The organism is Patescibacteria group bacterium, assembly GCA_026417895.1.
Lineage (GTDB): Bacteria > Patescibacteriota > Patescibacteriia > UBA2591 > CALHIP01 > CALHIP01.
Genome location: JAOACJ010000016.1, coordinates 98,852 through 112,470, shown reverse-complemented (window position 1 = coordinate 112,470; position 13,619 = coordinate 98,852). Strand labels below are relative to the sequence as shown.

Sequence of the window (13,619 nt, the reverse complement as noted above, 5' to 3'; positions counted from 1 at the left end):
TCGTGAATATCCTCAATATACTCGGCCAGCCATCTTGACAATTAAAGATAAATTTGGTAGAATAAAAGTCCTGAAAGTGCCAAAAGTGTTGTTATCAGGAAATCATCAGAAAATAAAAGAGTGGCGAGAGAAATTAAAAATGAAAATTTAAAATTTCCATTTTAAGTTATGGCTCTGCCAAAATTTTTACAATCATATTTTTGGGATACTGATTTTCAAAATTTAGATCTCAAAAAATATGGCCAATTTATTTTGACTCGGATTTTAAATTATGGTGACGAAAGGGCTATTAAATGGATAAAAAGGCAATTTTCTAAAAATGAAATAAAAAAGGCTATTGTTTCCAGTCGTTCTTTGGATGATAAAAGTTTCAATTTTTGGTCTTTAATTTTCGGCCTTGATAAAATATGTTCAAAAAGTCATCTCAAATCAGACAAAACAAAATTTGGCCATACTGAGTAAAGTTTCAATTTTGAAAAATTTTTATTTAGCGGCTGGCTGGTTTAGCCTTACAAATTAACCATCGTCAGTCTTTAGATCTAGATTTTTTTACTCAGAAAGAATTTCAGCCAGAAATTTTGATTGTCCAATTAAAAAAATAGGGAAATTTTCTTTAAAATCAAAAGGGGGGCACTGTTCATGGCATATTTCGTCTAACCAGAGTTAGTTTTCTATTTTATCCCTACCCATTATTATTTCCGCTTAAGAATTTTTTAAAAATCAAAGTTGCTGATTGGCGAGATATTGCCTGTATGAAACTAGATGCTGTTTCTAGTCGTGGCAGTAAGAAAGACTTCATTGATCTTTATTTTATCTGTCAAAAAATAAGCCTTAAAAGACTTTTAAAAATTTTTGCTAAGAAGTATAAAAGTGTTGATTTTAATTTAATGCATATTTTAAAAAGCCTGGTTTACTTTAAAGAAGCAGAGAAAGAACCTCTACCAAGAATGTTAAAAAGAATTTCTTGGCCCACAGTGAAATCATTTTTTATTAGGGAAGTTAGAAAATTAATCTAAAAAAAAATAAAGTTAGAAAATAGTTGATAGTTTTTAGTTGTTGGTTATCGTTGTTCAGTCATCAGGCAAGACTAGAAACCGGTAAATCAAAACCAAAATAAAAAAAACAGGGTAAGAAATGAAAACAGGCAAAAGATACTTATCCACAGTTGACAATTGTTTTATTTCTTTTATAATATTTCTAATTTAAATTTTAATTCTAAACAAATGTCGTGAAACCAACACAATTCTAGAAATACTGATTTTTAGTGGAAATCCAGGTTGGTTTCCGCGATTTGTTTTCAAAGTTCTTTGACAACTAAAAAGTGATTTAAGGAAAGACGTTTTCTACAGAGAGTTTGATCCTAGCTCAGGATGAACGCTGGCGGCGTGTCTAAGGCATGCAAGTCGAACGGACCTTGTGTGAAAACGCAAGGTTAGTGGCAAACGGGAGCGTAACACATTGGTACATACCACCGAGATGGGCATAACCCCGCGAAAGCGGGGCTAATACCCAATAGTCTCGTCAGAGTAAAGGGGTAATCCGCTCGGTGATTGGCTTATGGCCTATCAGGTAGTTGGTAGGGTAATGGCCTACCAAGCCGATGACGGGTAGCGGGTGTGAGAGCATGACCCGCCTCACTGGGACTGAGACACGACCCAGACTCCTACGGGAGGCAGCAGCCGAGCATATTTGTCAATGGGCGAAAGCCTGAACGAGCGACGCCGCGTGAAGGATGAAGTCCTTCGGGATGTAAACTTCTTTTAGCTGGGAAAAACCTTAAAGTGATGGTACCAGTTGAATAAGGACCTGCTAAACTCGTGCCAGCAGCCGCGGTAAGACGAGTGGTCCAAGCGTTATCCGGATTTACTGGGCGTAAAGTGTGCGTAGGCGGCTAGTTAAGTTCCCGGTCAAATCTCTCTGCTCAACAGAGAAACAGCCGAGAAAACTGGCTAGCTCGAGGCCGGGAGAGGCAAGCGGAACTGCCGGTGGAGGGGTAAAATCCGTTGATATCGGCAGGAACACCGAAAGCGAAGGCAGCTTGCTAGAACGGCCCTGACGCTGAGGCACGAAAGCGTGGGGAGCAAAAAGGATTAGATACCCTTGTAGTCCACGCCCTAAACGATGGATGCTGGACATTGGAAGTGTCGACCCTTCCAGTGTCGATGAAATAAGCTAACGCGTTAAGCATCCCGCCTGGGAAGTACGGCCGCAAGGCTAAAACTCAAAGGAATAGACGGGAGCCCGCACAAGCGGTGGAACATGTGGTTCAATTCGACGATAAGCGAAGAACCTTACCAGGGTTTGACATGCTGGTAGTAAGAACCCGAAAGGGTGATGATCCGTCGCAAGACGGAAGCCAGCACAGGTGCTGCATGGTTGTCGTCAGCTCGTGCCGTGAGGTGTACCCTTAAGTGGGGAAACGAGCGCAACCCTTGTCTTTAGTTGCTCCATTTATTTGGAGATCTCTAAAGAGACTGCCAGCGATGAGCTGGAGGAAGGTGAGGATGACGTCAAATCAGCATGGCCCTTATGCCCTGGGCGACACACGTGTTACAATGGCCGGAACAAAGGGACGCTAAGCCGTAAGGCGGAGCCAAACCCATCAAATCCGGTCTCAGTTCGGATTGAGGTCTGCAACTCGACCTCATGAAGCTGGAATCGCTAGTAACCGTGGATCAGCCTTGCCACGGTGAATACGTTCTCGGGCTTTGTACTCACCGCCCGTCAAGCCAAGCGAGCCGGTAGTACCCGAAAGCCCACAGAAGTGGGAATAAGGTAAGACCGGTGAGAGGGGCTAAGTCGTAACAAGGCACCGGTAGCGGAAGCTGTCGGTGAATTACCTCATTTTAAATTTTTTCTTTACCCTTCAGGGGTAAAGAGAAGGTCGACTCTCCGTGAGGAGAAATTCTTTCAGCGGAAACGTCTTTCCTAATCACTTTTTAGTTGTCAAGGATTATCAATTTATGGAATTGGTTATGAATGGATAAAAATCAACCTTCTTAGAGGTTGATTTTTTTATTCTTATTTTTTATAATAATTAAAACAATTCACCATTGACAACCATAAAAAAATTGATTAATATAAATTTTAATTTATAATTTTGCATTTTGAAATTTGAATTTTGAATTTCTAAGAGGGGTGTGTAGCTCAGTTGGTTAGAGCACTTCACTGATAATGAAGAGGTCGGTGGTTCGAGTCCACCCACACCCACTTTATAAATTTTTGTTTTATTTTTGGGCGGTTAGCTCAGTTGGTTAGAGCGTTACGTTGACATCGTAAAGGTCAGTGGTTCAAATCCACTACCGCCCATTTTTTTATTAAAAAGATTTCAAGGTTAGCAATGAAAAAAAGATTAACAAGAAATTTTTTTACCCGCCCAACTTTGATTGTGGCGAAAGATCTTTTAGGAAAATTTTTAGTCAGAAAATTTGGAAATAAAATTTTAGCTGGAAAAGTTGTTGAAACTGAAGCTTATCTTGGTCCACAAGACAAAGCTTCTCATGGTTATCGAATGAAAAAAACAACCAGAAATAAGGCTGAATATCTAATCGGTGGACATATTTATATTTATTTAGTCTATGGTCTGTATTGGCAATTAAATATCTCGACAGAAAAAGCTGGTTTGCCAAGATGCATCTTGATTCGCGCTCTTGAACCTGTTATGATAAAAAACAAAACTTTAAACAAGAAAAAAATAACTAATGGACCAGGCAAATTATGTCAGTGGTTAAAACTAAATCAATCGTTTTATGGTGAAGATTTAATCAAGAGTCAAAGAATTTGGTTAGAAGATTGTGGGATAAAAATAAAAAGAGAAGAGATAGCAATGAGCAAAAGAATTGGCATTGATTATGCCGGCCGGTATTGGGCCAATAGAAAACTAAGATTTTATCTAAAAAACAATCCTTTTGTTTCAAAAATATGACGCGCTATATCTTTATCATTGGTGGCGTTCTTTCTGGGGTAGGTAAAGGAACAGCCACTGCTTCTCTTGCTTTAATTCTAAAATCATACGGCTATCGAGTGACAGCTATTAAAATTGATCCTTATCTCAATGTTGATGCTGGAACAATGAACCCAACTGAACATGGTGAGGTCTTTGTCACGGAAGATGGCGATGAAACCGATCAAGATATAGGCACTTATGAAAGATTCTTAAATGAAAATATTTATTCAGATAATTATCTAACGACTGGCCGAGTTTACGAAACGGTCATTCATCGAGAAAGAAGATTAGAATACGGCGGTAAATGTGTCGAGGCTATCCCTCATATCCCCGAAGAAGTTATCAGAAGAATAGAGGGGGTGGCTAAAAAAACTAAAGCTCATTTTGTTTTAGTTGAAATTGGTGGCACGGTTGGTGAATATCAAAATGCTCTTTATTTAGAAGCAGCGAGAATGATGCATTTAGACAAACCGAAAAGTGTTCTCTTTATTCTAGTTGTTTATTTACCCATTCCAGAAAAATTAGGAGAGATGAAAACCAAGCCAAGTCAACAAGCTGTTCGCCTACTCAACGAAGCCGGCATTCAACCAGATATTATTTTGTGTCGGGCAAAATTTCCTTTAGATCAACCGAGGAGAAAAAAGCTTTCTATTTTTTGTAATCTACGAGAAGAAGATGTTATTTCGGCCCCAGACGTTGAGTCAATTTATGAAATTCCTTTAAATTTTGAAAAGGAAGGGTTGGGTACGAAAATTTTGAGAAAGTTTAAACTGCCAATAAAAAAGAGAGGTTTGAAAAATTGGTCTCGTTTAGTAAAAATTATTAAAACAGTAAAAAAGGAAGTAAAAATTGGGATAGTTGGTAAATACTTTGCCACCGGCGAATTTACTTTAACTGACTCTTATCTTTCAGTTATTGAAGCCATTAAACATGCAGCGTGGTTTTTTAAAAGAAAACCAAAAATTATTTGGCTTGATTCAGAAAAATATGAAGGTAATCCGAGAGTGTTAAAAGAATTGAAGGAGTATCACGGAATAATTGTTCCTGGTGGCTTTGGCTCACGAGGAACAGAGGGAAAAATAAAAGCTATTTCCTATTGTCGAAGAAATAAAATCCCTTTTCTGGGTCTCTGTTTCGGCTTACAGTTAGCTGTCGTTGAGTTCGCAAGAAATGTCGCTGGTTTTAAAGATGCTCATTCGACAGAAATTAATCCAAAGACTAAATATCCTGTTGTTGATTTAATGCCAGAACAAATTAAAAATATTCAAAAATCACATTACGGTGGCAGTATGAGACTGGGCGTTTATCCGTGTTTAATAAAAGAAAAAACTTTAGCTTATCGGGCTTATTTTGGTAATAAAAAAAATAAAAAGCCAATTATTTTTGAACGTCATCGCCATCGTTATGAAGTCAACAATCAATTTAGAGAAATTTTAGAAAAAAAGGGGTTGGTTTTTTCTGGTCTTAACCCTCAATCAAATTTAGTGGAAATGATTGAACTAAAAAATCACCCCTTTTTCTTAGCCACTCAGTTTCATCCGGAATTTAAATCAAGATTGCTCTCGCCTCATCCTTTATTTAAAGAATTTATAAGAACGGCTATAAAGATAAAAAGATGAAATTAAAAGCAGAGAGAATAAAAAAATTTTTTGCCATTATTAGCATTATCTCGTTGGTTGGTTTGATAAGCTACCAGATTTTCATCGTCTTCTTCTTGGGACGACCTTCTAAAATAGAAAATCAAAAAAATAAAGAAACAAAGATCCAGAAAACTTTTAATCTGGAAGTTCAAAATGAGGAAGAAATACTGATAAATACAGAAAATCAAAATATTCCCGAATCTCAAATTTTACCGGAAAAATTTGATTTACCAATGTCTTTTGTTCCTCAAGCACCAACAGCGATTTGGGATGAGTTGCATAATAATGCTTGCGAAGAAGCAGCCTTGATAATGGTCCATTATTTTCTCAAGGGAGAAAAATTAACTAAAGAGATAGCGGAAAAGGAAATCCAAGACTTGGTGGCTTGGCAGATAAAAAATTGGGGCGCTCATAAAGATTTAACCATAGCAGAAGTTGGTAAATTAGCTAAAGAATATTATGGCTGGCAAAAAATAAGAATTTTAGATAAAATAACTATTGAGGAAATTAAAAAAGAACTATCAAAAGGAAATCCTATTATTATTCCTACCGCCGGTCGACTTTTAAAAAATCCTTATTACCGTCAACCTGGTCCTTATTATCACATGTTGGTAGCCCGCGGTTATACCAAGGATAGAATCATCACCAATGACCCGGGAACAAAACGGGGTGAAAAATTTTCCTATCCATCAGAAATACTTTATCAAGCGATCCATGATTGGCCAGGTGAAGACAAAGATATTTTAGAAGGTGAAAAGACGGTACTTGTGATTGAAAAATAATCAATAAAATTAGAAAAAGCAAAGATTGTCTTATTAGAGATAATAATTGTTAGATATGTTATCTCTCTTTCAGATTATCCTTCGTCTAATTCTTTCTTTAATTTTTGGTGGTCTCATTTTTTGGCTTCATCAGAAAAAAGAAAAGGTTGTGGATGTAAAAATTTATCCTTTGATTTCTTTAGGGGCTACTTGTCTTGCTCTTTTTTCTTTAAAAATCTTTTTTAATCTCTACTCAAAAATTGATCTTGCATTTTTGCCAGCTGTTTTAATTTTGGGTATTTTCCTTTGTGGTCGAATTTTAAGGAAAGAAGGGTTAGGTAAAGAAGTAATAACCAGCTTAGTTTTGCTTTTATTAACTTCTTTAATTGGCTTAATGATTGGCTTTGGTTTTTATGAATTAGCTATTTTTTCTACCCTATTCTTTTTAATTTTTTCTTTTCTTTCTAGACATCTTAAATTATGAGTAAAAAAATAAAAAGAAATTTTTGGGCTAAAATTTCTCGTCTTGACGAAGATTTGTTGGCAAAGCAAGGTCAGGAAATAAAAACAATTAAACAGGAAGTTGAACGAAAAATTATTGAAAAAGAGAAGGCTTGGTTTTCTGAAACTTCGGAGGGAAGACTTTCTTTGGACATTTATCAAGATAAAAATAATAATATTGTCGTTAAATCGGCCTTGGCTGGTGTCAATCCCGATGATTTAGAAATTATTATTGATAAAGATATTTTAACCATCAAAGGAGAGAGAAAAAATGAAGAACTAATAGAGCCGAAAAATTATTTTCATCAAGAATGTTTTTGGGGCAAATTTTCAAGAACCGTTATTCTGCCAAACGAGGTCAAAATTGAAGGAGTAAAGGCAAATTTTAAAAATGGCATTTTAACTATTACTTTGCCGAAAAAAGAGGAAACGGTCAGTTCAAAAATACTAAAAATAAAAAAATGAAAGAAGAAAGAGCAAATTTCAAAATTTATCTTTTTTTTATTTTAATCTCCACCTTTCTTCTCTGTTATTTTTTTATTAATTATCAAAAAAAATTTGCTAAAATAATTTTAACCGATCTTTATTTAGGCAATGATAATTTAAAGGGCCTTTCAAAAGAAGAGGTAAGAGATTTTTTAGAAAAAAAAATTAACCAAATTGAAAAAGAAGGGATAAAAATTTTTTCTGAAAAAAAAGAAATGACGCTTTATCCCGTCGTGATTGCCCTAAACGATCCGGATTTAACGAGAAGAATTATTCATTTTAAATTAGAAGAAACAATTGAAGAAATTTTTCTTTCCACACCAAATAAATTTCCTTTTCTGGCTTTAAAAGGGGGTATAAAAAAAATTCCTTTTATCTTCACAATCGATGAGGAGGAGATTTTAAAAATTGTTAAATCAAATTTTAAAACATTAGAAAAAGAAGCTAAAGAAGCTTCTCTAAAATATGAAGGTGGAGAATGGAAAATTGTTCCCGAAGAGGAGGGGTTGAGTTTTAACTATCAAAAAGTAATCAGTGATTTAAAAGAAAATCTGGCCAATCTTGATTTAAAAAAAATAGTCATAGAAAAAGTTCCCCAACAGCCGGAGATTCGTCAAAAAGATATTGAATTTTCTTTGGCTGGGGCAGAAAAAATAGTTAATTTAGCCCCTGTCTCTTTGTTTTATGGCAAAGAAAGGTGGATTATTACCAAAGAAAATTTAAAAGATTGGTTAATCTTCAAAAAAGATGGGGGAAAAATAAACTTTGACTTAGATCAGGAAAAGATAATGAATTTTCTAGAAAAAATTGCTTTAGTAATAGACCGCCCCGTTCAGGAAGCAAAGTTTAAAATGGAAAATAACCGAGTCGTTGAATTTCAATTAGCCAAAGAGGGAAGAAAATTAGAAATTGAAAAAAGTGGAGAGAAGATTAGAAATTATATCTTTGCTAATTTAAAAGAAATTGAATTAGAAGTAACTTTAGAAAAACCATCAATTTTTATCGAAGATATAAATCAATTAGGTATCAAAGAATTAGTAGGCAGAGGTGAATCAGATTTTAAAGGTAGTCCAAAAAATAGAATTCACAATATCAAAATTGGTGCTAAAACTTTAAATGGAATTTTAATTAAGCCAAATGAGGAATTTTCTTTACTCCGGGCCCTTGGTGAAATTACTGAAGAAAAAGGTTATTTACCAGAATTAGTCATTAAAGGAAATCGAACGGTTCCTGAATTAGGTGGTGGACTTTGTCAGATTGGCACCACCGCCTTTCGGCTTGCTCTTAATGCCGGACTTCCGATCACCCAAAGAGTCCCTCATGCTTTTCGAGTGATCTATTATGAACCAGCTGGGGTTGATGCAACTATTTATCATCCTTCACCTGATTTCAAATTTATTAATGATTATTCTTCTTGGCTTTTGCTTCAGACGAAAATCGAGGGGACAAAATTAATTTTTGAGTTATATGGCACGGCTGATGGCCGTAAGGTAGAAGTGTCACCGCCAAAAATTTTTAATGTTGTTTCACCCGGACCGCCGAAGTATATTGAAACCGAAGAGTTGCCAGCCGGTGAAAAAAAGAAAGTGGAAAAAGCTGTGGCTGGAGCAGAGACGGAATTTAGTCGGGTAATTATCTATCCAAATGGTGAAAAAAAAGAAGAGGTTTGGAAATCCCATTATAAACCCTGGCCAGAGGTTTGGTTAATCGGCAAAGAAAAAACTGAGCCCCTTGAGAACGAAAATCAAACAAATTAAAATCAAGAAAAATTGACAAATTGATTAAAAAGAATTAAAATAAAAATAATTCTTTTTTTATTTTCTTAATCAAAATAGCTATCTATGAATATCACTGAATTAGCCAGACGTTTGAAAACTACCGCTCAAGAGCTCAAGGAAAAATTATCTGAGCTTGGTTTTGACATTGGCCCGAAGGCTATTCAGATTCCCGATGAACAAGCAAAAAAAGTCATTGCCGTTTGGCAAAAAATGAAAAAAGAGGAAGAGAAAAAAAGATATTTGGAAAAGCTTAAAGAAAAGATGACAAAAGGGGAAGTTTTAGCAGAGAAAAAAATCCTTATCCCTCAGACGATTACTGTTCGTCAGTTAGCCGAAAAATTAAATTTGCCAGTCAATAAAGTCATCCAACAACTCATTAAAAATGGAATTCTGGCCACGATTAATGATAATTTGGATTTTGAGATTGTTGCCATCGTCGCTGAACAATTAGGTTTTAAAGTGGAAAAAGAAACAGAAGAGGTTAAAGAAAAAGAGAAAGAGATTCAGATTAAAGAAAAATTAAAAATTTTACTTCAAGAAACAGATAAAAAAAATTTAAAACCAAAAGCACCAGTCGTTGTGGTTATGGGTCATGTTGATCATGGTAAAACCAGTCTACTCGACGCCATTCGCCAAACTCAAATTGCCGCCTCAGAGGCGGGGGCGATTACTCAACATATTGGCGCTTATCAAGTTGAAAAGAAGGGTAAAAAAATCACCTTTATAGATACACCGGGACATGAAGCTTTTAAGGTGATGCGGGCTCGTGGGGGCCAAGTAGCTGATTTAGCTATTTTAGTTATTGCCGCCGATGATGGCCTTCAGCCACAGACAATCGAATCCTTAGAAATCATTCAGAAAGAAAATTTACCTTTTATTGTTGCCATTAACAAAATCGATAAACCAGAGGCTGATCCAGAAAAAATAAAAAAACAATTATCCGAATTAAATTTGACGCCTGAAGAATGGGGTGGCAAAACTATTTGTCAAAATGTCTCTGCCGCTACCGGCCAGGGTGTTGATGAGCTTTTAGATTTAATTTTATTGGTGGCGGAAATGGAAAAAGAAAGACTCTTGGCCAATCCCTATCGTCCGGCCATCGGTACCATTATTGAAGCTCATTTAGATAAAGGTGTCGGTCCAGTGGCAACCGTGATTATCCATACTGGTCGATTAAAAATTGGCGATTCATTTATTGCCGGCGAGAGTTATGGAAAAGTTAGATTATTGAAAAATTGGCAGGGGCAAAACCTTAATGAAGCCTTACCCGGCACACCGGTTCAAATTATTGGCTTAAAAACTTTACCAGTAGTTGGTGATATTTTAGAAGTCAAAGACAAAAAAGAAATTAAAGAACTGAAAAAAAAGATAAAAATTAAAAAAGTATATTTTAGGGAAATATCGCCAATTATTAAGCAAAAAGAAGAAGAAAAGGAAGAAAAGGTTCAATCTTTAAATTTAATTATCAAGGCCGACAAAATCGGCTCACTCGAGGCAATCATCGAGGCTTTAAAAAAATTAGAAACACCTGAGATCTCAATAAAAATTATTAAAAAGGGGTTAGGTTCAATCAATGAAAATGATGTCTTGTTGGCGCAAAAAAATCAGGCTCTTGTTTTTGGTTTTCAGGTTGAATCGTCAACTAATGCCCAAAAAATGGCTAGTGAAGAAGGGATAAAAATTAATCTTTATCAAGTCATTTATGATTTAATCGAGGCTGTAAAAAAAGAGCTGACTAAAATCAGTGAGCCAAAAATAAAAGAAGTTTTAATTGGCAAGGTAAAAATTTTGGCTCTTTTTAGAAAAGAGAAAAATTTTTCCATTGTTGGTGGCAGGGTTTTAACTGGTATTGTTAAACCAGAAACAAAAATTCGCCTTTGGCGAAATGATGAACTGTTTGGCGAAGGAAGGTTAAGTGAATTACAAATTAATCGAATGGCCGTCAAAGAAGCTCATGAAGGTGAAGAGTGTGGAATTAAATATCAAGGCAGTGAAGAGATAGAGGTCGGAGATATTTTTGAGGTTTACCAAGAAGAGGTAAAATAAATATATTCAATTTTTATTATCAAATCCATCAAAAAAACAAAAAATAAATTCAAATTTTTTTTAATTTTAGGAAAGTTTACTGCCGATAAAACTCAGCTGCCTTCTCTGGGGCTAAAGAATTAACTACCATCCCTGTGCCCATTTCGACACCAGCCCAAATTGACTGACGGGGTTGAATTTTAAAATAAAAATGCCAGTCTTTATTTTTTTTGACTAAATGATGAAAGAAAAAATTATAGGCTAAACGTAACTTAAATATTTTTCTCAAAATTCTCTTTAAAACTTTAGCAAAAACGATTGTTTCTCTTTCTGTTAAATCAATTAGACTCGCCACGTGTCGTCGAGGTAAAATCCAGGCCTCATAGTGATACTCGGAAGCATATGGACAAAAAGCGATGATTTCTTTATTAACAAAAATTCGTCGCGGACCTCTTGTCTCTTTCTGAAGAATTTGACAATAAAGACAATCTTGTTTTGTTTGTTGATTTTTGGTTAAAATCTCTAATTCTTCCTGAACTAAGGGCGGCAACATCTTAAGACCTAAAATCTGTGAATGAGCGTGTGGTCGGCTAGCTCCGGCCGCTAAACCATGATTTTTCAAAACTAAAAGATAGTCTATCTCTTTCATCTGGCTAATGGTTTTAATTCGATCTTTATAAACATTCAAAAGACCAATCATATGAGAAATGCTTACTGCTGATAAATCTTGAAAATGGTCGGGCGTCTCTGAAATAAGCTCATGCCAACCATAAGCTTTTTGATTGTCAGGAGTAACAATCGGATATTTATTTTTTAAAACAAAATATTGAGGGTTCTTAAAAGAAGGATAACCTTTAATCAATAATTTTTTTTCGACCTTATCAAAACAAAATGGACAGTCGGGATCTTCAATATTAACCAATTTCTGAGGCTGGCCAGTTCGCCGAGGTCTCTTGGCTCGAGCCGGCGTAATAATCACATATTTATCTAAAAAATAATGTTTACGAATTTCTGCTTTCATATTTTAGAAGATATTTTTTTATAAAGTTGAAGATATTTTTTGGCTGAGCTTTGCCAAGAAAAATCCTTTTTCATGGCATTTTCTTGAATTTTCCGCCAATTTTTTTTATTTTTAAAAAACTTTAATGCCCTCCGACTAGCCGTCAAAAGTTCTTGTTTTTTGTAATTTTTAAAAATAAAACCATTCCCTGAAATTCTTTGACCATTTACTCTAACATTTTCTACCGAATCTTTCAAGCCGCCAACGGCACGGACAATAGGAATGGTACCATACCTCATGGCTATCATTTGGCCGAGGCCACAGGGTTCAAAACGAGAGGGCATTAAAAACATGTCGGCACCAGCATAAATTTTGGAAGCCAATTTTTCGTCAAAACCAATTTTTGTATAGACGTTTTTCTTATATTTTTTGGCTAAATCTCTAAGTTGACTTTCGTATAAACTTTGACCTTGGCCTAAAAAAATAAACTGACAGCCTATTTTAATCAACGATGGCGCTATTTGAGCAATTAACTCTGAACCCTTTTGATCAGTGAGGCGACCGATAAAACTAAAAATTGGTTTTTCGGTCAAGGGCAAACGGGTTAGGCGTTGAAGATCTTTTTTATTAAAGACTTTCCTTTCTATAGTTTTAACGGAATAATTAACTTTAATTTCTCTGTCTTTTTCTGGTGAATAAATTTCTGTATCAAGGCCGTTTAAAATACCTAAAAGGTCTTTTTTTCTTTGATTTAATGTTTTTTCCAATTTTTCACCAAATTTTTTTGTTAAAATTTCTTGAGCATAAGAAGGGCTAACAGTGTTTATCAAATCAGCATTAAGAATGCCTTGTTGCAGAATGTTTAGGTCTGTTTTCCCATCAAATCTTATTTTAAAAGACGGCAACTCATCGCCCCGAAGGCCTAAGAAATTAAAAATTTCTTGAGCATTCCATCGACCCTGGTTGGCTAAATTATGAATAGTTAGTAAAGTTTTAATTTTAAGTTTTGAATTTTGGTTTCGCAATTTCACTAAGGCTGGCAAGATAGCGCTGTGCCAATCATGACAGTGAATAATATCTGGCCACCATTTGATAACGGGAAAAATTTCTAAAATAGCTTTTGAAAAAAATAAAAATCTTTCTATTTCAGCAAATTTATTAACAAAAGCACTTTTTTCAAAATAAATTCCTCCTTGACTTAGATATTTCTTATTCCAAATTAAGTAAACAGGAACCTTCGTTAACGGAAGGTTGGTTTGATAAATTTTTATTCTTTCGCTAATGTGGGCAAGTTTGATTTTTTTTAAACTCAATAACTTCAAATGATATTTTTTACCCTTGATCATCTGATAAAAAGGGAGGAAAATTCGAACATTAATACCAAGTTTTTTAAGTACTTTTGGCAATGCCCCAGCCACATCGCCTAAACCACCGACTTTAGCCATTGGCGTTAATTCAGAAACAACGAAAAGAACTTTCATA

11 protein-coding genes, 2 tRNA genes and 1 rRNA gene are annotated in these 13,619 nt (G+C 35.2%); 12 read left to right on the top strand and 2 right to left on the bottom strand.

Features of this window, described 5'->3' with window-relative positions:
- Positions 1-168: 168 nt before the first annotated feature.
- From N2259_03325 to infB, 12 genes are all read left to right on the top strand, one after another.
- A complete protein-coding gene (locus tag N2259_03325; protein MCX7779240.1) occupies positions 169-462 on the top strand; it encodes a hypothetical protein in 294 nt (97 codons plus the stop codon).
- Between the two features lie 257 nt (positions 463-719).
- The gene (locus N2259_03320) at positions 720-1,016 is read left to right on the top strand and encodes a nucleotidyl transferase AbiEii/AbiGii toxin family protein (GenBank protein ID MCX7779239.1); all 297 of its coding nucleotides are present in this window, start codon (positions 720-722) and stop codon (positions 1,014-1,016) included.
- Positions 1,017-1,342: 326 nt separating this feature from the next.
- A 16S ribosomal RNA gene (locus N2259_03315) occupies positions 1,343-2,847 on the top strand.
- 289 nt (positions 2,848-3,136) lie between these two features.
- Positions 3,137-3,210: transfer RNA gene (locus N2259_03310), tRNA-Ile, on the top strand.
- Between the two features lie 25 nt (positions 3,211-3,235).
- Positions 3,236-3,309, top strand: a tRNA-Val gene (locus tag N2259_03305).
- A 31-nt stretch (positions 3,310-3,340) separates the two neighbouring features.
- Positions 3,341-3,925 carry a DNA-3-methyladenine glycosylase gene (locus N2259_03300; protein MCX7779238.1) on the top strand — a complete coding sequence of 195 codons (585 nt, stop codon included), beginning with the start codon at positions 3,341-3,343 and terminating at the stop codon, positions 3,923-3,925.
- Positions 3,922-5,565, top strand: a complete 1,644-nt coding sequence (locus N2259_03295) for a CTP synthase (GenBank protein MCX7779237.1) — start codon at positions 3,922-3,924, stop codon at positions 5,563-5,565. The genes N2259_03300 and N2259_03295 overlap by 4 nt, the downstream gene beginning before the upstream one ends.
- Positions 5,562-6,368 (top strand): C39 family peptidase, encoded by an 807-nt coding sequence (locus N2259_03290; GenBank protein MCX7779236.1) that lies wholly within the window; start codon positions 5,562-5,564, stop codon positions 6,366-6,368. The genes N2259_03295 and N2259_03290 overlap by 4 nt, the downstream gene beginning before the upstream one ends.
- A gap of 55 nt (positions 6,369-6,423) precedes the next feature.
- The gene (locus N2259_03285) at positions 6,424-6,831 is read left to right on the top strand and encodes an MgtC/SapB family protein (GenBank protein ID MCX7779235.1); all 408 of its coding nucleotides are present in this window, start codon (positions 6,424-6,426) and stop codon (positions 6,829-6,831) included.
- Complete coding sequence (locus tag N2259_03280) at positions 6,828-7,313, top strand: Hsp20/alpha crystallin family protein (protein MCX7779234.1); 486 nt, start codon at positions 6,828-6,830, stop codon at positions 7,311-7,313. Before N2259_03285 ends, N2259_03280 begins: the two co-directional genes overlap by 4 nt.
- Positions 7,310-9,091, top strand: a complete 1,782-nt coding sequence (locus tag N2259_03275; GenBank protein ID MCX7779233.1) for a VanW family protein — start codon at positions 7,310-7,312, stop codon at positions 9,089-9,091. Before N2259_03280 ends, N2259_03275 begins: the two co-directional genes overlap by 4 nt.
- Positions 9,092-9,175: 84 nt before the next feature.
- Complete coding sequence (gene infB / locus N2259_03270; protein MCX7779232.1) at positions 9,176-11,158, top strand: translation initiation factor IF-2; 1,983 nt, start codon at positions 9,176-9,178, stop codon at positions 11,156-11,158.
- A gap of 76 nt (positions 11,159-11,234) precedes the next feature.
- Here the strand turns inward: infB and N2259_03265 are convergent, their stop codons facing one another.
- Positions 11,235-12,158, bottom strand: coding sequence for a DUF4931 domain-containing protein (locus tag N2259_03265; protein ID MCX7779231.1), 924 nt, complete (start codon positions 12,156-12,158; stop codon positions 11,235-11,237).
- Complete coding sequence (locus N2259_03260) at positions 12,155-13,618, bottom strand: glycogen synthase (GenBank protein ID MCX7779230.1); 1,464 nt, start codon at positions 13,616-13,618, stop codon at positions 12,155-12,157. Before N2259_03260 ends, N2259_03265 begins: the two co-directional genes overlap by 4 nt.
- Position 13,619: the final 1 nt, after the last annotated feature.

Bases quoted from the DNA above. Each gene is read 5' to 3' on its own strand.
- N2259_03295 (MCX7779237.1), top strand. From the start codon at position 3,922: ATGACGCGCTATATCTTTATCATTGGTGGCGTTCTTTCTGGGGTAGGT.
- infB (MCX7779232.1), top strand. From the start codon at position 9,176: ATGAATATCACTGAATTAGCCAGACGTTTGAAAACTACCGCTCAAGAG.
- N2259_03260 (MCX7779230.1), bottom strand. From the start codon at position 13,618: ATGAAAGTTCTTTTCGTTGTTTCTGAATTAACGCCAATGGCTAAAGTC.
- N2259_03300 (MCX7779238.1), top strand. From the start codon at position 3,341: ATGAAAAAAAGATTAACAAGAAATTTTTTTACCCGCCCAACTTTGATT.
- N2259_03290 (MCX7779236.1), top strand. From the start codon at position 5,562: ATGAAATTAAAAGCAGAGAGAATAAAAAAATTTTTTGCCATTATTAGC.
- N2259_03280 (MCX7779234.1), top strand. From the start codon at position 6,828: ATGAGTAAAAAAATAAAAAGAAATTTTTGGGCTAAAATTTCTCGTCTT.
- N2259_03325 (MCX7779240.1), top strand. From the start codon at position 169: ATGGCTCTGCCAAAATTTTTACAATCATATTTTTGGGATACTGATTTT.
- N2259_03265 (MCX7779231.1), bottom strand. From the start codon at position 12,158: ATGAAAGCAGAAATTCGTAAACATTATTTTTTAGATAAATATGTGATT.
- N2259_03285 (MCX7779235.1), top strand. From the start codon at position 6,424: ATGTTATCTCTCTTTCAGATTATCCTTCGTCTAATTCTTTCTTTAATT.
- N2259_03275 (MCX7779233.1), top strand. From the start codon at position 7,310: ATGAAAGAAGAAAGAGCAAATTTCAAAATTTATCTTTTTTTTATTTTA.